The sequence below is a fragment of the Roseateles sp. genome, from assembly GCF_052436255.1.
GTDB lineage: Bacteria > Pseudomonadota > Gammaproteobacteria > Burkholderiales > Burkholderiaceae_C > Pelomonas.
The window spans coordinates 1-21,271 of record NZ_JBQVNP010000022.1 but is presented as its reverse complement, the minus strand read 5'-3'; the positions used below and the strand labels follow the sequence as shown (position 1 = coordinate 21,271).

22 protein-coding genes are annotated in these 21,271 nt (G+C 67.3%); 13 read left to right on the top strand and 9 right to left on the bottom strand.

Annotated elements, in window-relative coordinates:
- Nucleotides 1–4: 4 nt before the first annotated feature.
- Nucleotides 5–3,586 (bottom strand): alpha-1,6-glucosidase domain-containing protein, encoded by a 3,582-nt coding sequence (locus ACT6S0_RS07735; RefSeq protein ID WP_444763318.1) that lies wholly within the window; start codon nucleotides 3,584–3,586, stop codon nucleotides 5–7.
- Between the two features lie 271 nt (nucleotides 3,587–3,857).
- Here ACT6S0_RS07735 and ACT6S0_RS07730 point away from each other — a divergent pair, with 271 nt between their 5' ends.
- Entirely contained in the window at nucleotides 3,858–5,057 is a 1,200-nt protein-coding gene (locus ACT6S0_RS07730) for a tetratricopeptide repeat protein (RefSeq protein WP_444763317.1), read from the top strand.
- A gap of 22 nt (nucleotides 5,058–5,079) precedes the next feature.
- On the opposite strand, the gene ACT6S0_RS07725 is transcribed toward ACT6S0_RS07730, so the two are convergent.
- Nucleotides 5,080–5,406 (bottom strand): YkgJ family cysteine cluster protein, encoded by a 327-nt coding sequence (locus ACT6S0_RS07725; protein ID WP_444763316.1) that lies wholly within the window; start codon nucleotides 5,404–5,406, stop codon nucleotides 5,080–5,082.
- A gap of 54 nt (nucleotides 5,407–5,460) precedes the next feature.
- Here ACT6S0_RS07725 and ACT6S0_RS07720 point away from each other — a divergent pair, with 54 nt between their 5' ends.
- Nucleotides 5,461–6,141 carry a plastocyanin gene (locus tag ACT6S0_RS07720; protein WP_444763315.1) on the top strand — a complete coding sequence of 227 codons (681 nt, stop codon included), beginning with the start codon at nucleotides 5,461–5,463 and terminating at the stop codon, nucleotides 6,139–6,141.
- 51 nt (nucleotides 6,142–6,192) lie between these two features.
- On the opposite strand, the gene ACT6S0_RS07715 is transcribed toward ACT6S0_RS07720, so the two are convergent.
- From ACT6S0_RS07715 to ACT6S0_RS07690, 6 genes are all read right to left on the bottom strand, one after another.
- Nucleotides 6,193–6,600 (bottom strand): Hsp20/alpha crystallin family protein, encoded by a 408-nt coding sequence (locus ACT6S0_RS07715; protein WP_444763314.1) that lies wholly within the window; start codon nucleotides 6,598–6,600, stop codon nucleotides 6,193–6,195.
- Between the two features lie 24 nt (nucleotides 6,601–6,624).
- A complete protein-coding gene (locus tag ACT6S0_RS07710) occupies nucleotides 6,625–7,071 on the bottom strand; it encodes an Hsp20/alpha crystallin family protein (protein ID WP_444763313.1) in 447 nt (148 codons plus the stop codon).
- Between the two features lie 132 nt (nucleotides 7,072–7,203).
- The gene (locus ACT6S0_RS07705; RefSeq protein WP_444763312.1) at nucleotides 7,204–8,652 is read right to left on the bottom strand and encodes a protein kinase domain-containing protein; all 1,449 of its coding nucleotides are present in this window, start codon (nucleotides 8,650–8,652) and stop codon (nucleotides 7,204–7,206) included.
- Nucleotides 8,652–9,428, bottom strand: coding sequence for a metallophosphoesterase family protein (locus ACT6S0_RS07700; RefSeq protein ID WP_444763311.1), 777 nt, complete (start codon nucleotides 9,426–9,428; stop codon nucleotides 8,652–8,654). The genes ACT6S0_RS07705 and ACT6S0_RS07700 overlap by 1 nt, the downstream gene beginning before the upstream one ends.
- A gap of 58 nt (nucleotides 9,429–9,486) precedes the next feature.
- Nucleotides 9,487–10,449 carry an ornithine carbamoyltransferase gene (gene argF / locus ACT6S0_RS07695; protein ID WP_444763310.1) on the bottom strand — a complete coding sequence of 321 codons (963 nt, stop codon included), beginning with the start codon at nucleotides 10,447–10,449 and terminating at the stop codon, nucleotides 9,487–9,489.
- Nucleotides 10,446–11,651, bottom strand: coding sequence for an aspartate aminotransferase family protein (locus ACT6S0_RS07690; protein WP_444763309.1), 1,206 nt, complete (start codon nucleotides 11,649–11,651; stop codon nucleotides 10,446–10,448). Before ACT6S0_RS07690 ends, argF begins: the two co-directional genes overlap by 4 nt.
- Nucleotides 11,652–11,800: 149 nt before the next feature.
- Here ACT6S0_RS07690 and ACT6S0_RS07685 point away from each other — a divergent pair, with 149 nt between their 5' ends.
- Both ACT6S0_RS07685 and ACT6S0_RS07680 read left to right on the top strand, forming a co-directional pair.
- Entirely contained in the window at nucleotides 11,801–12,139 is a 339-nt protein-coding gene (locus ACT6S0_RS07685; RefSeq protein WP_444763308.1) for a DUF3579 domain-containing protein, read from the top strand.
- Nucleotides 12,140–12,210: 71 nt separating this feature from the next.
- Nucleotides 12,211–13,092: an alpha/beta fold hydrolase gene (locus ACT6S0_RS07680; protein ID WP_444763307.1), complete on the top strand. Its 882-nt coding sequence runs from the start codon at nucleotides 12,211–12,213 to the stop codon at nucleotides 13,090–13,092.
- A gap of 135 nt (nucleotides 13,093–13,227) precedes the next feature.
- On the opposite strand, the gene rpsT is transcribed toward ACT6S0_RS07680, so the two are convergent.
- Nucleotides 13,228–13,524, bottom strand: a complete 297-nt coding sequence (gene rpsT / locus ACT6S0_RS07675; protein ID WP_444763306.1) for a 30S ribosomal protein S20 — start codon at nucleotides 13,522–13,524, stop codon at nucleotides 13,228–13,230.
- A 120-nt stretch (nucleotides 13,525–13,644) separates the two neighbouring features.
- Here rpsT and murJ point away from each other — a divergent pair, with 120 nt between their 5' ends.
- The 9 genes from murJ to ACT6S0_RS07630 all read left to right on the top strand — a co-directional run.
- A complete protein-coding gene (gene murJ / locus ACT6S0_RS07670) occupies nucleotides 13,645–15,207 on the top strand; it encodes a murein biosynthesis integral membrane protein MurJ (protein WP_444763305.1) in 1,563 nt (520 codons plus the stop codon).
- 1 nt (nucleotide 15,208) lies between these two features.
- Entirely contained in the window at nucleotides 15,209–16,066 is an 858-nt protein-coding gene (locus ACT6S0_RS07665) for a SirB1 family protein (protein ID WP_444763304.1), read from the top strand.
- A gap of 14 nt (nucleotides 16,067–16,080) precedes the next feature.
- The gene (locus tag ACT6S0_RS07660; protein WP_444763303.1) at nucleotides 16,081–16,767 is read left to right on the top strand and encodes an HdaA/DnaA family protein; all 687 of its coding nucleotides are present in this window, start codon (nucleotides 16,081–16,083) and stop codon (nucleotides 16,765–16,767) included.
- Nucleotides 16,764–17,432 (top strand): HAD family hydrolase, encoded by a 669-nt coding sequence (locus ACT6S0_RS07655; protein WP_444763302.1) that lies wholly within the window; start codon nucleotides 16,764–16,766, stop codon nucleotides 17,430–17,432. The genes ACT6S0_RS07660 and ACT6S0_RS07655 overlap by 4 nt, the downstream gene beginning before the upstream one ends.
- Nucleotides 17,429–18,979: a polynucleotide adenylyltransferase PcnB gene (gene pcnB, locus ACT6S0_RS07650; protein ID WP_444763301.1), complete on the top strand. Its 1,551-nt coding sequence runs from the start codon at nucleotides 17,429–17,431 to the stop codon at nucleotides 18,977–18,979. Before ACT6S0_RS07655 ends, pcnB begins: the two co-directional genes overlap by 4 nt.
- Nucleotides 18,976–19,452 (top strand): 2-amino-4-hydroxy-6-hydroxymethyldihydropteridine diphosphokinase, encoded by a 477-nt coding sequence (gene folK / locus ACT6S0_RS07645; protein ID WP_444763300.1) that lies wholly within the window; start codon nucleotides 18,976–18,978, stop codon nucleotides 19,450–19,452. The genes pcnB and folK overlap by 4 nt, the downstream gene beginning before the upstream one ends.
- 15 nt (nucleotides 19,453–19,467) lie before the next feature.
- The gene (locus ACT6S0_RS07640) at nucleotides 19,468–19,824 is read left to right on the top strand and encodes a DMT family protein (RefSeq protein ID WP_444763299.1); all 357 of its coding nucleotides are present in this window, start codon (nucleotides 19,468–19,470) and stop codon (nucleotides 19,822–19,824) included.
- A gap of 59 nt (nucleotides 19,825–19,883) precedes the next feature.
- Nucleotides 19,884–20,531, top strand: coding sequence for a DUF47 domain-containing protein (locus tag ACT6S0_RS07635; protein ID WP_056270746.1), 648 nt, complete (start codon nucleotides 19,884–19,886; stop codon nucleotides 20,529–20,531).
- Nucleotides 20,532–20,543: 12 nt separating this feature from the next.
- A partial coding sequence (locus tag ACT6S0_RS07630) for an anion permease (protein ID WP_444763298.1) occupies nucleotides 20,544–21,271 on the top strand: 728 nt, incomplete at its 3' end.

The window sequence follows — 21,271 nt, the reverse complement described above, 5'->3', positions numbered from 1 at the left end:
GCTTTCACGGGGCGACGAAGACGACGGCGGTGCGGGCCGGCACGTTGAAGCTGCCGGTCGCGCCGTTGAAGCTGGCCTGGGCGGCGCGCTTGTCGGCCGCGGTCGCGGCGGTGTGCACCGGATGCAGGGCCAACGCACGGCCGGCCAGGGCGGGCAGGGTCAGGGTCTTGGCGGTCTTGTCGACGTTGATCAGATAGACCAGCTCGCTGAAGTTGGCGCCGGGATAGCCGACGCCGTTGAGGCGGCCGATCAGCACGGTTGGTTCCTGACTGGAGCCGGTGTTGAGGAAGCTCAGCCGCGCCTTGATGTCGGCGGCCGTGCGCAGGCGCAGCAGCGTCGTGCTGTTGCGGATCCTGAGCAAGTCGCGGAAGGCGTCGCGCGTCCAGGCGATGTCGTTGGCATGCGGCTTGATCAGCGCGTTGGCCAGCAGCGGGCGGGCCAGGCTCCAGTTGTCGGCGTTGTCGCGCGCGGGCGGCAGGCCGACGCCGAAGTTGTTGTCCTGGAAGGTCCAGTCCAGGCGGTTGAACCAGTCGCCGCTGTCGTAGCTGTTCCTGTCCAGCGACTTGCTGCGCAGCGCCTCGCCCCCGGCATGGAAGTAGGCCACGCCCTGGCTGAAGGCATTGATGGCATTGGCCAGGATCTGCACGCGGGCACGGTCTTCCTTGCTGGTGTTGGTGGGCAGGCGGAACGCGTTGTTGTCGAACAGGGTCAGGTTGTCGTGGTTCTCCACGTAGTTGACGACCTCGCCCGGCTCCAGCACCCAGCCGGCCGGGATGCCGCCGACGTCGATCTGGTCCAGGCGCAATGTCGCGTCCCAGCTCGTTTGCATCTGAAAGCTGCGGATGGAGCCCGCCAGCGACGCCTTGATGCGGTCGGCAAACCACATCAACTCGCCGCGGCTCTGGCTGTTGTTGGCGCCGTTGGAGTCGTAGAAGAAGCCGTTGACATAGCCCTGGTTGGCCACCAAGGCATTGCCCGCATCGCAGCAGCCGCCACCGCGCACCGCATCGCGGATCAGCGGGTTGAAGCTGCCGATGCCGGAGCCGTTCAGCGACAGCATCTCGGCCTGCACGAAGCGGGCGCCATTGGCCACCTCGCCGAAGTTCCAGCCCTCGCCGACGATCTGCACCGTGCGGCCGGCGGCGGCTTCGACGCGCGCCTTCAGCGCCTCGATGACCGAGCGTGGGTGGTGGCCCATGATGTCGAAGCGCAGCGAGCTGATGCGGTAGTCGCGCACCCAGGTGACGGCCGAGTCGATCATCAGCTTGGCCATCATCAGGTTCTCTGATGCGGTGTTCTCGCAGCAGGTTGAGCGCTCGATGCCGCCGGTGGCGTTGTAGCGGAAGTAGTAGCCCGGCACGACCTTGTCGAGCACCGAGGTGGCGTTCTGGCCGGAGGAGGTGGTGTGGTTGTAGACCACGTCCATGCCGACGCGCAGGCCGGCCGCGTTCAGGCCCTGCACCATCTGGCGGAACTCGACCACGCGGGCCAGCGGGTTGGCCGCGGTGCTGGCATAGGCGCCGTCGGGCGTCGTGAAGTGGTGGGGGTCGTAGCCCCAGTTGAAGCAGTCCGTGCCGGCCGTGGAGGCGACGGCGGCCTGCTGCGACTCGGCGTCCGGCGCGCCGCTGGGGGCGGGCGTGACGCAGCTTTTCTCGTTGACGCTGGCGATGTCGAACACGGGCAGCAGGTGCACGTCGGTCAGGCCGGCGGCGGCCAGCGCAGCGAGATGCTTCATGCCGTTGGAGTTGCTCTCGGTGAACGCGAGGTATTTGCCGCGCCGTGCCGCAGGCACGGTGGCGTCATTGATCGAGAAGTCGCGGACATGCAGCTCGTAGATGCTCAGGTCCGACGGTGCGGTCACCGTGGCGGGTGGCGCGCCCTGGTCCCAGCCATTGGGCTTGGTCGCCTGGGACTGCAGGTCCATGACGACGCTCTGCTGGCCGCCCATCGTCAGGCCCAGGGAATAAGGGTCGGTCACGAGGTTCTTCACCAGGCCCACGCCGCGCACGAAGACTTGCACCTGGTAGCGGTAGATCGCACCCTGCAAGTGACCCTGCTTGGTCAGGCTCCACACGCCGGTGGCGGCGTCGCGCGTCATCGGCTCGGTGGTGGTGCGGGTCAGTGGTGAGTTGCCCAGGGCCGTGGTCAGCACCAGGGCGACATTCTGCGCGGTCGGCGCCCAGAGCTTGAAGCTGGTGCTGCCGTTCCTGGCTGTGGCGCCCAGGTCGGGCACGTTGTTGGCGGCGGCGAAGAGGTCGTCCAGCGCGCCGGCGATCTGCGCGGTCGTGGCGTTCTGCACCTTGCCGCCGGCGTCTTCCTGGACCAGCACGAGCTGCTGCTGGTGCAAGGCGGGCAGGCGGGCGATATCGGCGGCGCGCACGCTGAAGACGGCGCCGCTGGCGACGTACTTGAAGCGCAGTGCATCGGCGGCCGGCACGCTGCCGGTGAAGGCGTCGAGCGTGATGTAGCCATCGGCGCCCTGCACGGGCGCGTCCGGGGCGACGCTGATCTGGCCGGTGGCCGAGTGGTAGAGGCGCACGCTGGCGACCGCCGCCATGCGCGGCCACTTGACCAGGCTCTTGTTCAGCCACACGGCGCGGGCGTCGGTGCTGGAGACCTGGCGCAGGTCGGGCGGCGCGGTGTAGACGGTGGCGTCACGCTCGACCAGCCACACATGGCCGACCTGGTTCTGGATCGTCAATGCGGCGAACTCGACGCGGATGTTGTTGTCGCGGCCGTCCTTGTCGTTCTCGTTGGGCGGCATGCCGTGGATGATGAATTCCAGGCCCTTGCGGTTGACGTCGCCCTGCGGGTTCAGCACGGGGATGTCGAACACCACCTCGCCATTGGCGGCGGCGTAACCCGGCATGGCGCTCAGCGGCACCGGCTGGCCCCAGCTGTCGATCTGCATGCCGGCCGGCAGCGCGGCCACGTCCAGGCCGCTGCCGTTCCACAGGTGCAGGCCCCAGGCGTTGTAGCCGCTGTCGAAGCGCTTGTAGTGCACGCGCACGACCTTGATGTCGGGCGCCGGCAGCAGCAGCGGGTTTTGTTGATAGTTGGTGCTGTCCCCCTCCAGGCGCCAGATCTCGTTGGCACCGGCCTGCAGCACATAGCTCTGGTCGGCGCCACCGTTGTCCTTGTTGTCCTGGTTATGCAGCAGGAAGCCGACCGTGCCGCTGGTCGCGGCCAGCGGCACGTCGTAGTAGACGCCGAAGTCGTCGCTGCCGGCGGCGTTCCAGCCCCCGTTCCAGTTCGGACTTTGCGCGGCGTTCCAGGTGTGGATCTGCCAGCCGGCGTGGTTGCCGTCGGCGCGGCGGTAGTGCACGCGCAGCGACGTGGCCGGCGCGCCGGGCGAGGCCACGGCGGCGATCCTGGCGCGTGGCGCGGCAACGCCAACCGGCACCCCGGTCAGCAGCTCGACGCTGTCGTCGACCGCTGCGGTGGCCGCACCGATGCTGCTGGTCGGCGCCTGCAATGCTGGTTCGGCACCGCCGCCGCAGGCCGCAATCAGCCCGCACAGGCCGAGCGCCACTGCGCCAACCACCCTCCGCGCCTGCCGCGCGAAACCGTCTGCCCATGCCTTCATGTCCGAGCACTCCTTGAAAGTTCTCGGATGCTATTGAAGTAAAACTACATCAGATAGTTGGTGGAATCCCGGAGGTTGTGTGCCGGCTTGCGTGCTTTTTGTCCCGATATTCGAGACTTTTTTGGTGTTGTGAAGCGTAGGTTGTAGTTTTGCTTCTTGCTCCGGATGCAGGGCGGCAGCCCTTCGCAACACCGCACGACCTGGCAAAACCGTGCTGGATGACTCAAGACAGCGGTGCCCGCCAGGACTAAGCTTGTGTCAGGAGACTGACATGAAAAACCTACGCGTCCTGTTTGCCGTGCTTGCGCTCGCCGGGCTGGTCGGCTGTGCCGTGCAACCCGTCGCGCCACCTTACAAACATGTCTTCCTGGATGCGGCGTTCAAGCCGCCGAGCGTGCCCATCGACGCCCAGGCGGCGCTCACGCTGAGCCCGGCCATGCGGCAGTTTGCCGAGACCACGATGGCCAGCGAGATCCGCGGCAAGGGCATGCGCGACGGCCTCCTCGATGCGCTCTACACCAAGGGCCGCCTGCAGCTCGACTACGACGCCGAGGTCACCCGCACGGCGGCCGAGGCGTTTGACGCCAGGCGCGGCAACTGCATGTCGCTGGTGCTGATGACGGCCGCCTTCGCCCGTCACCTGAACCTGGCGGTGCGCTTCAACAGCGTCTACCTCGAAGAGAACTGGAGCCGCTCTAACGGCATCTTCTTTGTCGCCGGCCACGTCAACATCAGCCTGGCGCAGGCGCTTCCCTCCAACCGGGTGACAGTCTTCGGCGAGCCCGAACTGCTGACCATCGACTTCCTGCCGCCCGAGCAGATCCGCCGCCAACGCAGCCGGCCGGTCGAGGAGTCCACCATCCTCGCGATGTACCTCAACAACCGCGCCGCCGAGGCGCTGACGGTGAACCGCCTCGACGACGCCTATTGGTGGGCCCGCGAGGCCATCAACACCGACTCGCGTTGGCTGTCCGCCTACAACACGCTGGCCGTGCTCTACCGCCGCAAGGGACTGTCGGACAAGGCCGAGTCGACGCTTCGCCTGGTGCTGGAGCGCGAGCCGCTGAACCTGCAGGCCATGTCCAACCTCGTGCTCGTGCTCAGCGACACGGGCCGGCGTGAGGAGGCGCAGGTCTATGCCAACCAGCTCGCGCAAATCCAGCCGGTGCCGCCCTACAAGTTCTTCGACGAAGGCGTGGCGGCCATGAAGGCGGGCGAGTATTCGACGGCGCGCCAGCTCTTCCGCAAGGAACTGGCCCGCGCCGCCTATGTGCCCGAGTTCCACTTCTGGCTGGGCCTGGCCAACTACGGTCTGGGTGACCTGTCGGGCGCGCGCGGCGAAATCGCCAAGGCGCTCGAGAACAGCGCCACCACCAAGGACCGCGAGGTCTATGGCGCCAAGCTGGCCTGGCTCAACGAGGTGCGCGACCAGCAGCGCCAGCGCACCCCGCTGCGGCAGACCGGTTCCTGAGACCAAGCCTCAGGCGTACCGATCAAATGGGTGCGAGACCGTGCCGGGCTCGCGCCCGCGCGCAGGCGTCGTCGCCAATGCCCATGGGCGCGCGTTCGCCGAACTCCCGACAGGGCGACGGGCGCCATTCGTGGATGCCGCAACTCGCCTTGACACCCACCTGGCCACTGAGCGCCGCGCAACGCGGCTGCGCGTGGTCGGTGCCGCGCATGCGCACCATGCGGCCCGTCAGTTCCGTCGCCAGGCCGTCAGGTACGCGGCCACCTTCGCTGTCCAGCTCGCTGCGGTCGAAGTCGACGCGGAAGCTGGCGCAGCAGGCGCCGCAGCTCAGGCAGGGGTTGTCACTCATCGTGGCAGTGTAGGCAGGGGTGACACTGGGCGGCCCTCCGCTTTGCTGTCCACCATGCGCGCATTTTTCATCTCCGCCCTGATGCTTGCGGCCGCGGCCTCCCAGGCTGCCGACCTGACGGTGACCGTGCTGGACCGCAACGGCAAGCCGCTGGCCGATGCCGTCGTGCTGGTCGACAGCAGCGTGACGGGACCCCGGCCCGCCCCCACGATGGAGGCCAACGTCAGCCAGGAGAAGCTGCGCTTCATCCCCGCCGTCACCGTCGTCGGGCTGAACGCCAGGGTCAGCTTCAACAACCTCGATACCTGGGACCACCACGTCATCCTCGGGGTGATGGGCCCCGGCGGCGTGTACGTGGACCCAGGGCTCAACACGCAGTTCCGCCTGGCAGGGCGCCTGGCGGGCAAGGCCCCAGCCAGCGACAGCAAGGTGCTGAGCCAGCCGGGCCCCTATCTGCTGGCCTGCCACATCCACAGCTCGATGCGCGGCCATGTCTACGTGTCGGACACGCCCTGGGCCAAGCTCGGCGGCATTGATGGCAAGGTGCTGCTGCAGGCGCTTCCGGAAGGGCAGGCGCGGGTGCGCATCTGGCACCCCGACCAGCTTGTCGAAGGCGCGGCGACAGCGGTTCTACTGGCAGCGGGCGCCAACGCGGTGACGGTCAAGACGCAGATCGTCGCGGCTCGCAGGCAGCGCGTGGCGCCAGCGGCTGACGCCAGCTATCCCGGGCTCTGAGCTTGGCTGGCGCGCCGAACGGCGTGTGTCAGGCCAGGTCCTGCCGTCGCCTCAACCTGCCGCGATCTCGATCCGCCGAGGCTGGGCGTGCGCCTGCTTGGGAATGCGCAGCTTCAGCACGCCGTCCTTCAGCTGCGCTTCGATGCGCGACGGATCAAGCTCGCGGCTGAGCGTGAAGCTGCGCCGATAGCGCGGCAGGCGCACTTCGGCGTAGACGGCCTCCAGGCCACCGGGTGCCGCAGCGTCGACGGCGCCTTCAATATGCAGCGTGTCGGCTTCGACGCGCAGCTCCAACTGCTCGCGCGCCACGCCGGGCAGGTCGGCCAGCAGCGTGAGGCCGGTGTCGTCCTCGCTGACATCCACGCGCGGGGTCATGGCGCGCTGGCTTTCGCCATCAGCGCCGTTGCGCGCCGGCGCGCGGCCGCGGCCGTTGTCGGTTTGAACAGCGTTGGTGCTCATGATCGGGCTCCTTTTCGGTTGGGCTTACTGGATGGCAATGCGGCGCGGCTGGGCACTGGCCTGGCGGGCGACGCTGATGCGCAGGATGCCGTCGCGGTAGCTGGCCTTGACCTGGGCGGCGTCGGCATCGTCGGGCAGGCTGATGGCGCGGCGGAAGCTGCCGCTGAAGCGCTCGCGGCTATAGGTGCGGGCGCCGTCGTCCTGCGCCGCGGCGGCGCGCTCGCCCGCGATGCTCAGCACCCCACGGTCGACGGTCACGTCGAGCTTGGTGGCGTCAAGGCCGGGCGCGAAGGCGTAGATCTCCACGCTTTCGGGCGTGTTGCCCACATTGATGGCAGGAAAGGCGCCGGGCGCCACCGAGCGGATGCTCGACGGCGCGCCGACCGCGCCGAAGTGCTCATCGAACTCGCGGTGCAGGCGGTCGAAGTCGGAGAAGAAGCTGGACGGAAAGGTCCAAAGCGACGAGTACATGCAAGCCTCCTTTCAAGTTGCGATGCCGGGCCGGCTGCAAAGCCAGCCGCTGCGGGCATCTGTGCCGACTTAGGAGCTGCTCGCAGGGTTTCAAGGGGCGGCGTTGCAGCGCGTTTCAGCCGCCATGGCGGCTCAAGACGCGGCAGGTTCACGCACGACGGTGACCGTGCATTCGGACTCGGCCACCACCTGGCCCGACACGCTGCCCAGGTAGCGTCGCAGCGCCGAGGTGCCGCGGGCACCCATGACGATGTGGTCCACGCCGTTGCGTTGGGCGAAATCGATGAGGGCGCCGGCCGGGTCGGGTGCTTCCAGCACATGGAAGGTCAGCCGCCCGTCCGCCAGGTCCAGCGCCTTGCTGATGGGTCGTGCCCAGTGCTTGAGCGCGATGAGCTGCTTCACGTGCAGGCTCTGGCCGTGCTTGTCGGTCAACTCGTCGATGCCGATGCGGTTGACGCGCATGACGGATACGCAGGCCAGGCGTGCGCCGGTCTCGGTCTGCACGATCCGACGCACTGTCTCGCAGAGCTGGGCGAGCAGCTCAGATGTAGCGTTGTCGACGTCCACCGCAGCCATGACGATGGGGCTGCGCGCCAGCTGCTGGCCGGCCGGCGGCGCGGGCGGCGCCTCGGCGCCCAGCGCGAGAAACCAGCGCTTGAGCCTGAGCAGGGCGGAACTGGTGTTCAGCTTCACGGCGCGTGCCGTCAGCGGCACGCTGGCCGGCTCCCGCAGGTCCAGGGCCAGCTGGGCGGCGCTTTGGTAACGGCGCTGGGGGCTGACCTCCAGGCAGTGCAGGATGATTTCCTGCAGCCAGGGCGGCAGGTCGGGGCGGATGGCACGCGGCGGCACCGGTTCGATGAAGAGGCGACGGCGCAGGCCGCGCACCGACTCGGGCTGGCCGAACGGTCGCTCGCCGGTGGCCAGGTGGTAGAGCATGACGCCGAGCGCGAACAGGTCGCTGCGCGGGTCGTTGCGCACGAACTGCACCTGCTCCGGGCTCATGTAGGGCCCCGTGCCCATCGGCAGCGTGAACTCTTCTTCCAGCAGGTCGGGCAGCTGCTCGTGGCGGCTGAGGCCGAAGTCGACCAGCACGGCGGTGCCGTCGGGTCGGAACATGATGTTGCTGGGCTTGATGTCCAGGTGCACGACATGCTGGCGGTGCAGGGCGGCCAGCGCGGTGGCGACCCGGGCGCCGATGTCGGCGACCTCCTCGGGCGGCAGCGGCGCGTCGTCCAGGCGCGGGCGCAGCGTCTCACCGGGAATGTGCTCCATGACGATGAAGGCCTGGCGCGTCCAGTCGCCGCGGGCGATGAAGCGCGGCACATGCGGGCCGCTGAGCTGGGGCATCAGCATCTGCTCGACCTCGAAGCCGACGATGGTGGCCGGGTCCTCGCCGCCCTTGATGCGCGGCACCTTCATCAACAGCTCGACGCCGTCGTCGTGCGCGCCATCCACGCGACTGACCCGCCACAGGTTGGCCATGCCACCCTGATGCAGCCGCGCTTCCAGGCGGAAGCCGTCCAACACTTGGCCGACTTGCAACGGCGCGTGCTGGGCTGCCAAGGGCGGATTGGTGGTCATCACTCGCCCAGGGTGAGGCGGCGCACCAGGCGCTCGGCGATCAGCGGCGGCAGATCGGTCGCCCGCAGCGCGGCGCAGGCCGCTTCGACGTCATAGGCGACGCGCTGGAAGGTCATGCGGGCATCGTCCAGGTCCGACTTGCCCGGGTCCAGCAAGGCATAGCAGGCCGCCGGGTTCCCGTCGCGGGGCTGGCCGCAGGAGCCGGGAATGGCCAGCCACTGGCGATGGGCCGGCAGCGGCATGGGCACGCCGGCCACGGGTCGGAAGTCGCCCGCCTTGCCGGTGCCTGACAGGTGGAAAAGCATCGGCTCGTGCATATGGCCGCAGACCTGGATGCGCGCCGCGCTGGCGTTGAGGCTTTTGACCGCCTCGGCGCGGCCTTGAACATATTCCCAGCCGTTGGGCTCGAACGCATTGGCATGCACGAACAGGCAATGGCCCGGCTCGCCATGGGCTTGCAGCGGCAGCCGTGACAGGAAGCGCAGATGATCTTCGTCGAGCTGCGCGCGGGTCCAGTCGACGACGGCGCGCGCGTCGGGGTGCATGCCGGGCATGCTGCCGCGGGCGACGGCTTCGTCATGGTTGCCCAGCACGGCGATGGCGCCGTCGGTGACGAGGGCCACGACTTGGTCCAGCACCCAGGCGGGGTCCGCGCCGTAGCCGACAAAATCGCCCAGCAGCGCATAGCGCGTGGCGCCCTGGGCGCGGGCGTCGGCCAGCACGGCCTCGAAGGCCTGCCGGTTGGCATGAATGTCGGTGATGAGAGCCCAGCGCATGGGCCGCAGCTTGCCACGCTGGACTGACGCCGGACCGACAACGTGAAACCGGCCCGCTTCAGCCGATGCGGCCGAGCAGCAGGTACTCCATGAGTGCCTTTTGCACGTGCATGCGATTTTCGGCTTCGTCCCAGACAACCGACTGCGGCCCGTCGATCACGTCCGCCGCCACCTCCTCGCCGCGATGGGCGGGCAGGCAGTGCATGAAGAGGGCGTCTGGCTTGGCGCGGGCCATCATGTCACGGTCCACGCACCAGTCGTTGAACGCCGCCTTGCGGGCTTCGTTCTCGGCCTCGTAGCCCATGCTGGTCCACACGTCGGTGGTGACGAGGTCGGCGCCAACGCAGGCCTCGCGCGGGTCCTTGAAGACCTTGTAGCAGCCGGCGTTTTTGACGCCGGCCACCACCGGGTCGACCTCGTAGCCACTGGGCGTGCTGACATGCACCGTGAAGCCGAGGATCTCGGCCGCCTGCAGCCAGGTGTTGGCCATGTTGTTGCCGTCACCCACCCAGGCCACCACACGGCCCTTGAGGCAGTCCATGTCGATGGCGCCGCGCCGGTCCATGCCGCGAACCTCGATGAAGGTGAACAGGTCGGCCAGGATCTGGCACGGGTGGTATTCGTTGGTCAGGCCGTTGATGACCGGCACGCGCGAGTGCGCCGCGAAGGCTTCGATCTTGCTCTGCTCGTAGGTGCGGATCATGTCGATGTCGACCATGCGGCTGATGACGCGTGCCGAGTCCTCCACCGGCTCGGCACGGCCGAGCTGGCTGTCGCCGGTCGTCAGGTGCACGACCGAGCCGCCCATCTGGTACATGCCGGCCTCGAAACTGACGCGGGTGCGCGTGCTGGCCTTCTCGAAGATCATGGCCAGCGTGCGGTCTTGCAGGGGCTGGTACTTCTCGTAGTTCTTGAAGCGGCGCTTGATGATGGCGGCGCGTTCGAACAGGTGGGCGTATTCCTCGGCGCGGAAGTCCTTGAACTGCAGGTAATGGCGCATCAATGTGTCCCCCGGCTTCATGGCTTGGGTTGCGAGAGCAGCGCCTTGATCAGGGGCACCAGGCGGGCGGCGATCTCACGCGCTTCGTCATGCGTGAGGATCAGCGGCGGCAGCAGGCGCACCACGCGGTCGGCGGTCACGCTGATGAGCAGGCCGGCGTCCAGGCACTGCGTCAGCAGCACGCCGGCCGGACGGTCCAGCTCGATGCCGAGCATCAGGCCCTGGCCGCGGATCTCGACCAGGCCCGGCTCGTCGGCCAGGCCTTGCGCCAAGGCGTTGCGCAGCGTCGCGCCGACGGATTCGGCATTGGCCAGAAGGCCATCTTCTTCCATGATGGTCAGCGTCTCGATGCCGGCGCGCATGGCCAGCGGGTTGCCGCCGAAGGTCGTGCCGTGGTTGCCCGCCTTGAGCACGCCAGCCGCGCGCGGGCCGCAGACGACGGCACCGATGGGCACGCCCGAGCCCAGGCCCTTGGCCAGCGGCATGACATCGGGCTTGATGCCCGCCCACTGGTGCGCGAACCACTTGCCGGTGCGGCCGATGCCGCATTGCACCTCGTCGAGCATAAGCAGCAGGTCGTGTGCATCACAGACGCGGCGCAGCGCTTGCAGGAACTCGACACGCGCAGGGTTGATGCCGCCTTCGCCCTGGATGGTCTCCAGGAAAATGGCCGTGACGTTGGGGTGTGCTGCGATGGCGGCTTCTACCGCCGCGACATCGTTCAGCGGCACGCGCACGAAGCCCGGCACCAGCGGCCCGAAGCCGGCCTGGATCTTGGGATTGGCGGTGGCCGACAGCGTGGCGATGGAGCGGCCGTGGAAGGCGCCTTCGAAGACGAGGATCTCGGGCGCTGTGTTGCCGCGGTCGTGGCCGAATTTGCGGGCGATCTTCAAGGCCGCCTCGTTGGCTTCCAGTCCGCTGTTGCAGAAGAAGACGTTCTCCAGCTCCGAAATCTCGCAGAGCTTGGTGGCCAGTCGGGCCTGCAGTGGCGACTGGTAGTAGTTGCTGGTGTGGATCAGCCTGGCGATCTGCTCCTGCAGCGCCGGCACGAGGCGCGGATGGTTGTGCCCCAGCGTGTTGACCGCGATGCCAGCCAGCCCGTCCAGCAGTCGTCGGCCGTCCGTGTCCCAGACCCAGCAGCCCTGGCCGTGCGAAAGCGCAACGGGCAGGCGGCCGTAGGTCGGCATCACGTGGGCGTCGGACGGAAGGGGGTCGGCGTTCATCGGGTCTCCGAAAAGGTTGAGGAAAAGTGGGCTTTTGATTCTAGAGTCGGGCACCGCAGCATTTGCTGCGCCGCAGCAGATGAGCCGGTGCCGAGGCACAATAGCGGTCTTTGGCAGCGGCGCCCCGCTGTGCCGTACAGCCCCCGTCCATGACCGTTGCCCCCCCGCCGCGCGAAGTCTTTATCCAAGGTGTGACCCTGGATGGAAAGACCTTCCGCCCGAGCGACTGGGCCGAGCGGCTGGCCGGCGCGATGTCCTGCTTCCGCCCGGGTGGCACGCGTGGCGGCATCGGCTCCTTCATCGGCTACTCGCCGCTATGCGTGCCGACCGTCATCAACGGCGTGAAGTGCGTCGTCGTCAACGAAGACCTCAAGCGCCTTGAGCCGATGGCCTGGGACTTCGTGATGAACTTCGCCCGCGACAACAATCTGCAGGTCGCTGAGGCCTGCCTGCTGCCCGATGGTCCAGACGGCAAGCCGGTCGTTTGAGGTGGGTTAGCGACATTCCCAGGGCTGACCGCCGTGGGTGACCGTTATCCTCATCGGCAACGTTTCGAAACATGCCGATAGACCTCAACGCCGCTCCCCTCGCCAGTCCGGTCCTCGCCGTGCCGACATCGGCCCACACCGAGCGGCCCAGTGCGCAAGGGTCGGTCTGGGTGCTGCTTCGCGGCCTGTCACGAGAGAGCGGTCACTGGGGCGTCTTCCCGGAGCATCTATTGCGGGAACTGCGTGCCCAGCAACCCGGCTCCCAACTGCTGATGCTGGATCTGCCTGGCACCGGCACTTTGCGTCGCCAGGCCAGCCCGACGCAGGTGTCGGCCATCGTCGATGCCTGCCGCGCCGAACTGCAGCGCCGCAGGGTGACGGGGGCGGTGTCCCTGATCGGCATGTCGCTTGGCGCCGCCGTACTGAGCGACTGGGCCAACCGTTATCCGGATGAGGTGGTGGCGGGAGTGCTCATCAATCCGAGCTTGCGGCCGTTCAGTGAACTCTTCCGTAAGCCACGGCCGCTCAATTTTCTGGAACTGGCACTGCTGTCGCTGAGCCGCTTCAGCGCCCGCCTGCGCGAGGAGCGCGTGCTCAGCCTGACGACGCGGTTGACGCCCACGCAGGCAGTCATCGAGCGTTGGGTGGAACTGCAGCGCCTGCACCCGCTGGGCGTGCGCAATACGGCGCGCCAGTTGCTGGCCAGCGTGCGCTACCGCGCCAGCCGCACGCGACCGGCAGCGCCGATGCTGCTGCTGTGCAGCAAGGCCGACAGCCTGGTCGACTGGCGTTGTTCGCAGGCAATCAGCCGTGCATGGGGGGCACCGCTGCGCTTGCACACCAAGGCGGGTCACGATTTGCCGCTTGACGACCCGCTGTGGGTGGCCCGCGCCGTGGCGGAATGGCTGCGTGACCGCAGCATCCAGGGTGTGGAGCCGGGCGAGTGGCACTAGAGTGTTGGCCGGCCGGCCGGCCGCAAGCGCTTCGCCATGGCGGGCCGGCTTGGGAGCGGCTCGGGCTGCGCAAATACAAATGCAGAAGGCCCGCTTGCGCGGGCCTTCTGCTTGCACCAGAGCTGGATTTTTCTATCAGGCGGCGAGCGCCTTGATCTTGGCGGACAGGCGGCTCTTGTGGCGAGCGGCCTTGTTCTTGTGGAAGATGCCCTTGTCGGCGACCGAATCGATCACGGCCTGGGCATTCTTGAAAAGATCAGCAGCCTTGGACTTGTCGCCCGCGAGCACAGCCTTTTGCACGTTCTTGACAACGGTTCGGAATTGCGAACGCAGCGCCGTGTTGGCGGCGTTGAGCTTGACGTCCTGGCGGGCGCGCTTGAGGCCCGATGCCAGGCGAACCGTTTTCTTCTTGGCTTTGGAGCTGGTTGCCATGCTGTATCTATACCCAGTTGGTGCAAAGACAGCGAGTATAGCCCGGAATCCCAGGTGAAGCCAAGCGGCTGGGCGGAGTATCTGACGGATTGCGATTCACGACACAGATAATCCCCCGCCATGAATCTGCTGCGCGCTGCGTCGACCATATCCCTGCTGACCCTGACCTCGCGCATCACCGGCCTTGTCCGCGAAACCATGGTGGCCGGCCTGTTTGGCGCCACGGCAATGACCGACGCGTTTCTCGTCGCGTTCCGGGTTCCTAACCTGCTGCGCCGGCTGTTTGCCGAGGGCGCTTTTTCTCAGGCCTTCGTCCCGCTGCTGGCCGCCACGAGAGCGAGCGAAGGCGAGGCGGCAACGCGCCGACTCATCGATGCAGTCGCCACGGTGCTGTTGTGGGCATTGGTCATGACATCGGTGACCGGCATCATCGCTGCACCGCTGCTGGTCTTGCTGCTCGGCTCGGGTCTGCCCGGCGAGGCATTCGACGCCTCGGTTGTCATGACGCGAGTGATGTTCCCCTACATCGGCTGCATGTCGCTGGTGGCGCTGTCGGCCGGCATCCTGAACACGTGGAAGCGTTTCGTGGTGCCGGCCGCCACGCCAGTGCTTCTCAACCTCAGCGTGATCGCCGTCGGCTGGTCGCTGGCTGCGCCGCTGGAGCGCGCCGGCTATCCGGGCATCTATGCGATGGCCGTTGGCGTGATGCTGGGCGGTGTGCTGCAGTTGCTGGTGCAGTGGCCGGCGCTGCGCGCCGTCGGCGCCATGCCGCGCATGCGCCTGAGCTGGGGCGGCTTTAAGGAGTCGCGCGCCAATCCTGGCGTCGGCCGCGTCATCCGCGGCATGGGCCCGGCGTTGCTCGGCGTCGGCGTCTCGCAGTTGTCCTTGATGATCAACACGCAGATCTCCAGCCATCTGGGCGAGGGTGCGACCTCCTGGTTGAACTACGCCGACCGTTTGATGGAATTTCCGATCGGCCTGCTGGGCGTGGCGCTGGCCGCCGTGCTGACCCCCCAGCTGTCCGCCGCCCAGGCGGGAGGGCAGACCGAGCGCTACAGCCATCTGCTGGATTGGGGACTGCGCATGGTGATGCTGCTGGCGCTGCCCTGCGCCGTGGCACTGCTGGTGTTCGCCGAGCCGCTGACGGCGGTGCTCTATCACCGCGGCAAGTTCTTGTCGTCCGATGTGGTGAACACCGCGCAATCGGTCATGGGCTGGGGCATCGGCCTGCTCGGCCTGATCGCCATCAAGGTGCTGGCGCCGGGCTTCTACGCGCGCCAGGACACCGGCACGCCGGCCAAGATCGCCATCGCCGTGCTGCTGCTGACACAGGCCCTCAACATCGTGTTCGTGCCCTGGATCGGCGTCGCCGGGCTGGCCTTGTCCATCGGCGTTGGCGCGCTGGTCAACGCCGGCTGGTTGCTGTGGGGCTTGATGCGGCTCGGCAGCTATCGTCCTTCACCGGGCTGGCTGGCCTTCGGCGTACGGGTCCTGCTCGGGTCGGCGGCGATGGGCTTGCTGCAATGGCAACTGGCGGCTCGACTCGACTGGATCGCGCTCGGCGTGAACGAAATCGAGAGGGCCCTTGTCATGGCGGCCAGCCTGGCTGGCAGCGCCGTCTTGTATTTCGGCGTGCTTCTGCTTGTCGGCATGCGGCCCAAGGCGCTTGGGCGACCCAGCTGACATGAAGTTCAGCCAACCGACGCCGCTCGACCATTTCGCCACGCTGGTGGCGCAGGATGAGGGCTTGAACCTGCTTGAGGCCGCCGTCAGCCTGGCGCAGGACGAGGATCCGCAACTGGATGTGCAAGCCGTGCTGTCCCAGGTCGACCGGCTCGCCGCACGGCTGCGTGAGCGCATCGCGCCGGAGACCGCACCGGCCGAGCGGCTGCGGCTGCTGACGCGCTTTTTCCATGGCGAGCTGGGGTTCGCGGGCAATCTGAACAACTACTACGCGGCGGAAAACAGCTTCGTGCACCGCGTGCTGGAAATGCGGCGGGGCATCCCCATCACGCTGGCCGTGCTGCTGCTCGAGCTGGCCGAGCAGGCCGGGTTGCGCGCTGCCGGCGTGGCCTTCCCGGGCCATTTCCTTGTCAAGTGCAGGATCGGGCTGGGCGAGGTCGTCATCGACCCATTCACCGGCCAGCAGCTCTCCGCGGCGCGACTCGATGAGCGCCTGGCGGTCTACCGCCATGGCAGTGACTTGCCACAAGACCTGGACCTGCCGCTGGAGTTCTTCCTGCGTGCCGCGACCCCGCGCCAGATCCTGGCCCGCATGCTGCGCAACCTGAAGGAGGTTTACCGTGCGGCTGGCGACTGGCCGCGTCTGCTGGCCGTGCAGCGGCGCCTCGTCGTGCTGTTGCCCAACGATGCGGCCGAGCGGCGTGATCGCGGCCTGATGCTAGAGGCTGTCGGCGCGCCTGCCGCCGCCGCCGAAGACCTGGCCTTCTACCTCGCTCAACACCCCGACGCGCCCGACCGCGCCCAATTGCGCGACCGCCTGGCCGTGCTGCGCGGGCAGCGCTCTCCGCCGCCGCAGTGAGAGGTCGAACGATCATGAGACAGATACCACTTGCCCTGCTGGCCCCGCCAGCACTCAGTTTCGACAACTTTCTACCCGGCGCCAACGCTGAGGTCCTGGCCTATCTGCTCGGCCTGGTGCCGGGTGACCCACCCGTGCTGCTGTGGGGCCCGACCGGGTCCGGCAAGACCCATCTGTTGCAGGCGCTTGCCCAACGGTGGCAGGCTGCGGGTCAGCGCGTGGCCTGGTATGACGCCGACACGGCCCTGCCCTGGGAGTTGCCGGCCCATGAGAGTCTGTTGCTGCTGGACGATAGCCAGCGCTTCGATGCCGGCCAGCAGCATGCGGCCTTCGGCCTCTTTGTCGCCTCGGCAGGGCAGGGCTATACCGTCGTTGCGACGGCTGACGTGCCCGCCGTCGACCTGGGTGTGCGTGAGGACCTGCGCACGCGCCTGGGTTGGGGGCCGAGCTTTGCGCTCCACCCGCTGCGCGAGGCCGAAATGCGCGCCGCGCTGCGCCGTGAAGCCGACCGCCGCGGCCTGCTGCTGAGCGAGGATGTGCTGTCCTTTCTGCTGACGCGCTTCGAGCGCAATCTGAAGGGACTGATGAAGCTGCTTGAACGCCTGGACGAATTCGCACTGGTCAGCAAACGCGCGCTGACGCTGCCGTTGCTGAAGGCCATGCTCGCCGATGAAAAAACCGACGCCGACCCCGCCTTATGAACCTCACGCTGTTTGACTTGGACGGAACCTTGATCCCGGTCGATTCGGATCACGCCTTCGGCGCCTTCATGGTCGACGTGGGTTGGGTGGATGGCGCCGTCTGGGGCGCCCGGAATGATGAGTTCTTCGCCCAATACAACGCCGGCACGCTGGACCTGCCGGCCTATGTCGATTTCGCCACCTCGGCCTGGCGGTCGCGGCCGCTGGCCGAGGCGCATGCGATGCGGGAGCGCTTCATGAACGAGGTGATGAAGCCAGCGTTGCGCCCCGAAGCGGTCGCGCTGGTGGAGCAACACCGCGCTGCGGGGGACTTGATCGCCCTGGTCACCGCAACCAACGAGTTCGTCACCGCGCCCATCGCGGCGGCCTTCGGTATCGAGCACCTGATCGCCGTGCAACTTGAGCGCGACCCCGACGGGCACTACACCGGCGCCATCCAAGGTGTGCCGAGCTTCCGCGAGGGCAAGATCGCGCGGGTGCAGGACTGGCTACAGGGCCTGGAGGCACAATGGCAGGGATTCGAGCGCGTGACCTTCTACAGCGACTCGACCAACGACCTGCCCCTGCTTGAACGCGTCAGCCACCCGGTGGCGACCAATCCCAGCCCGGCACTCGCTCAAATCGCCGCCGAACGCGGCTGGCCCCAGTTCCAACTCTTCGCATGATCAAGAAGTTCATCGACAAGCTGTTCAGCAAGTCCACGCCCGCGGCTGCCAAGAAGGCCAACCCGCTCGGCAAGCGTGTCGAGGTCGAGGCGGATGTGCACGGCATCAACCCCGACCTGCTCGACGAGCGCGCGGTCAAGGTGGTCAAGACGCTGACGGATGCGGGCTTCGAGGCCTATATCGTCGGCGGTGCGGTGCGCGACCTGCTGCTCAACGTGCGCCCCAAGGACTTCGACGTCGCGACGAATGCAACGCCGGAGCAGGTCAAGGGCCTGTTCCGGCGCGCCTTCATCATCGGCCGACGCTTTCGCATCGTCCACGTCGTCTACGGTCGTGGCCGCGAGCATGAGGTCATCGAGGTCTCGACCTTCCGTGCGCTGCCCACCGAGTCCGACGCCGTCGGCGGCAACGAGAAGACCGCCAAGAGCGAGCTCGAAGGCAAGTCGCATGCGGTGGACGCCAGTGGACGCGTGCTGCGCGACAACGTCTGGGGCCCGCAGATCGAAGACGCCGCGCGTCGCGACTTCACCGTCAACGCCCTGTACTACGACCCGGTGCGTCGACTCGTCGTCGACTACCACGGTGGCCTGGCCGATGCCAAGGCCAAGCTGCTGCGCATGATCGGCGACCCCGAGACGCGCTATCGCGAAGACCCCGTCCGCATCATCCGCGCGGTGCGCTTTGCGGCCAAGCTGGGCTTCACGCTGGAGCCCAGGACACTGGCGCCCGTCAAGGCTTCGTCGGCGCTGCTGGCCAATGTGCCGGCCTCGCGGCTCTTCGACGAAATGATCAAGCTGCTGCAGACCGGCCACTCGCTGGCCAGCATTGCGCAGTTGAAGAAGCTTGGCCTGGCCCGCGGCATCTTCGCCGTCCTGGACGCGATGCTGACGGACAGCGGCGACCTGTATGAGGGCGTGCGTGGCGACTTCGTGCGCCAGGCTTTTGAGGACACCGACCGCCGCGTGCAGGAAGGCCGTGGCGTCAGCCCCAGCTTCATGCTCGCCTGCATGCTCTGGCATGAAGTGCTGGACCGTTGGACGAAAATCCGCGCTGGCGGCGAACCGCCCGTACCGGCACTGGCCCAGGCCATCGATGCCGTCTTCGACGCCCGCATCGGCGATATCTCCGGCCGCGGCAAGTTGGCCGCGGACATGCGTGAGATCTGGATGATGCAGACCCGCTTCGAGCGCCGCACCGGCTCTGGCGTCTACAGCCTGATTGAGCAGCCGCGCTACCGCGCCGGCTTCGATTTCCTGCGCCTGCGTGCCGACGTCGGCGAGATCGACCCGGCGCTGGCCGACTGGTGGGAAGACTTCGCGCTCGGCAGCGATGACGACCGCCAGGCGCTGCTCGCCGACGCCCGCACGGCCCAGCAGAAGCAGCCGCGCGTCGTGCGCGCGCCGCGCGCCGACAAGCCTGCCAGCGAAAGCACGCAAAACAGCGCGGCGGGTTCGGACGTCGACGCGCCTGCCAGGAAGCGCCGCCGTGGCCGCCGCCAGCCAGGCGGTGGCGATGGCGCCGCAGCGCCCGCGCCAGCCGCCGAGTGAGTTCACGCGCCTATGTCGGCCTGGGCGCCAACCTTGGTGCCGATCTGACCGCCACGCTGACGCGGGCGGCCCGGTCGCTGTCCGCGTTGCCGGGAACGCAGCTCGTGGCGTTGTCGAGCGCCTGGCGCAGCGCGCCGGTGAATGCCGGTGGCCCGGACTTCCTGAACGCCGTTGCTGCGCTGGACACAACGCTGTCGCCCATTGATCTGCTTGATGCGCTGCAGGCTATCGAGCATGCCCACGGCCGCGAGCGCCCCTACCGCAACGCGCCACGCACGCTTGACCTGGACCTGCTGCTCCATGGCGACGCCTTGCTGGACACGCCACGCCTGACGCTGCCCCATCCGCGGCTCGGCGAGCGCGCCTTCGTGCTGCGTCCGCTGCTGGAGATCGCACCGGAGTTGGCGCCGCTGGCGACAGGACAGGGCTGGCAGGAACAGCGCATCGAGCGCAGCGGCCGCATCCCGATCTGACCGCAGGAGACTTCGATGTTCTCGACCCTTGCCGGCTGGCAGACCGCGGGTCTGCTGATGCTGTCCAACGTCTTCATGACGTTCGCCTGGTACGGGCACCTGAAAGGGCTGGCCGCCAAACCCTGGTGGATCGCGGCTCTCATCAGTTGGGGCATCGCCTTGTTCGAGTACCTGCTGCAGGTGCCCGCCAACCGCATCGGTCACGGCGCCGGGTTTTCGCTGGCACAGCTCAAGATCACCCAGGAAGTGATCACGCTGGCCATCTTCGTGCCTTTCAGTCTGTACTACATGGGCGAGCCGCTGAAGCTCGATTTCCTGTGGGCGGGGCTGTGCCTGCTGGGCGCTGTCTACTTCATCTTCCGGTCTGCTTGATGACGGTTGTGTGACAGCGCCCGCTAAACTGCGCGCCTTCCAGAAATACAAGGATCGCCATGCTGTTTGGCAAGCTGCTGCCCCGCGAGGGCAATTTTTTTGAGCTTTTCAATGAGCACGGCGGGTTCATCGCGCAGGGTGCGCGTGCCTTTCTCAAGATGATCGAGAACTATGCCGACCCGACGCTGCGTCAGCAGTACGCGGACGAAGTCGACAAGGCCGAACATGCAGCGGACCGGATCACCGCAGAAGTCAACCGCTTGCTGCACCGAACCTTCATCACGCCCATCGATCGCGAGCAGATCCACGGCCTGATCAATGCGATGGATGACATCCTGGACCTGCTGCAGGACTCGTCCGAGACCCTGTCGCTCTACGACGTGCGCACCGTGCCCGAACAGGTGCTGCAGCTGGCGACGCTGTCCGTGCGTTGCTGCGAGCGTGTGCAGCACGCCGTGACGCTGCTGCCCAATCTGAGCAAGCCGGCGACCACCGAGGCCGCTTTGAAGACCTGCGAAGAGATCGACCGCCTGGAGTCTGACGCTGACCGCGTGATGCGCTCGGCGATGTCGCGCCTGTTCCGCGAAGAGCCGGACGTGCGTGAGCTGATCAAGCTCAAGGCGATCTATGAACAGTTGGAGTCCATCTCCGACCGCTGCGAAGACGTGGCCAATCTGATCGAGGGCATCGTCCTCGAGAACTCTTGATCAGGCGGTTAGATGGCATCCGCTGAGATCGCCTTCTGGGTGGTGGCCCTGCTCGTCGTGCTGGCCCTGGTGTTCGACTTCATGAACGGCTTCCACGACGCGGCCAATTCGATCGCCACCGTCGTTTCCACCGGCGTGCTGAAACCCCAGCAGGCCGTGCTGTTCGCGGCCTTCTTCAACGTCCTGGCCATTGCCTTCTTCCAGTTGAAGGTGGCTGCCACCATCGGCAAGGGCATCGTCGAGCCGGGCATCGTGGATCACCACGTGGTCTTCGGCGCGCTGATCGGAGCCATCGTCTGGAACGTCATCACCTGGTGGTGGGGCATCCCGTCGAGCTCCTCGCACGCCCTGATCGGCGGCATCGTCGGTGCGGTCATCGCCAAAGCCGGGCCGCAGGCGCTGATCGCTGGCGGCATCTGGAAGACGGTCGCCTTCATCCTCGTTTCGCCACTGTTGGGTTTCTTGCTGGGCTCACTGTTGATGGTCGTCGTTGGCTGGATCTGTCGGCGCAAGTCGCCCATACGCATCGACCGCTGGTTCCGGCGGCTGCAGCTCGTTTCAGCGGGCCTCTACAGCCTCGGCCACGGGGGCAACGACGCTCAGAAGACCATCGGCCTGATCTGGATGCTGTTGATTGCCGCCGGCATGATGGGCGCCGGCGAGTCTGCGCCGCCATACTGGGTCATCGTGTCCTGCTATCTCGCCATCGGCCTGGGCACGATGTTCGGCGGCTGGCGCAT

Bases quoted from the DNA above. Each gene is read 5' to 3' on its own strand.
- ACT6S0_RS07735 (WP_444763318.1), bottom strand. From the start codon at position 3,586: ATGAAGGCATGGGCAGACGGTTTCGCGCGGCAGGCGCGGAGGGTGGTT.
- ACT6S0_RS07730 (WP_444763317.1), top strand. From the start codon at position 3,858: ATGAAAAACCTACGCGTCCTGTTTGCCGTGCTTGCGCTCGCCGGGCTG.
- ACT6S0_RS07725 (WP_444763316.1), bottom strand. From the start codon at position 5,406: ATGAGTGACAACCCCTGCCTGAGCTGCGGCGCCTGCTGCGCCAGCTTC.
- ACT6S0_RS07720 (WP_444763315.1), top strand. From the start codon at position 5,461: ATGCGCGCATTTTTCATCTCCGCCCTGATGCTTGCGGCCGCGGCCTCC.
- ACT6S0_RS07715 (WP_444763314.1), bottom strand. From the start codon at position 6,600: ATGAGCACCAACGCTGTTCAAACCGACAACGGCCGCGGCCGCGCGCCG.
- ACT6S0_RS07710 (WP_444763313.1), bottom strand. From the start codon at position 7,071: ATGTACTCGTCGCTTTGGACCTTTCCGTCCAGCTTCTTCTCCGACTTC.
- ACT6S0_RS07705 (WP_444763312.1), bottom strand. From the start codon at position 8,652: ATGACCACCAATCCGCCCTTGGCAGCCCAGCACGCGCCGTTGCAAGTC.
- ACT6S0_RS07700 (WP_444763311.1), bottom strand. From the start codon at position 9,428: ATGCGCTGGGCTCTCATCACCGACATTCATGCCAACCGGCAGGCCTTC.
- argF (WP_444763310.1), bottom strand. From the start codon at position 10,449: ATGAAGCCGGGGGACACATTGATGCGCCATTACCTGCAGTTCAAGGAC.
- ACT6S0_RS07690 (WP_444763309.1), bottom strand. From the start codon at position 11,651: ATGAACGCCGACCCCCTTCCGTCCGACGCCCACGTGATGCCGACCTAC.
- ACT6S0_RS07685 (WP_444763308.1), top strand. From the start codon at position 11,801: ATGACCGTTGCCCCCCCGCCGCGCGAAGTCTTTATCCAAGGTGTGACC.
- ACT6S0_RS07680 (WP_444763307.1), top strand. From the start codon at position 12,211: ATGCCGATAGACCTCAACGCCGCTCCCCTCGCCAGTCCGGTCCTCGCC.
- rpsT (WP_444763306.1), bottom strand. From the start codon at position 13,524: ATGGCAACCAGCTCCAAAGCCAAGAAGAAAACGGTTCGCCTGGCATCG.
- murJ (WP_444763305.1), top strand. From the start codon at position 13,645: ATGAATCTGCTGCGCGCTGCGTCGACCATATCCCTGCTGACCCTGACC.
- ACT6S0_RS07665 (WP_444763304.1), top strand. From the start codon at position 15,209: ATGAAGTTCAGCCAACCGACGCCGCTCGACCATTTCGCCACGCTGGTG.
- ACT6S0_RS07660 (WP_444763303.1), top strand. From the start codon at position 16,081: ATGAGACAGATACCACTTGCCCTGCTGGCCCCGCCAGCACTCAGTTTC.
- ACT6S0_RS07655 (WP_444763302.1), top strand. From the start codon at position 16,764: ATGAACCTCACGCTGTTTGACTTGGACGGAACCTTGATCCCGGTCGAT.
- pcnB (WP_444763301.1), top strand. From the start codon at position 17,429: ATGATCAAGAAGTTCATCGACAAGCTGTTCAGCAAGTCCACGCCCGCG.
- ACT6S0_RS07640 (WP_444763299.1), top strand. From the start codon at position 19,468: ATGTTCTCGACCCTTGCCGGCTGGCAGACCGCGGGTCTGCTGATGCTG.
- ACT6S0_RS07635 (WP_056270746.1), top strand. From the start codon at position 19,884: ATGCTGTTTGGCAAGCTGCTGCCCCGCGAGGGCAATTTTTTTGAGCTT.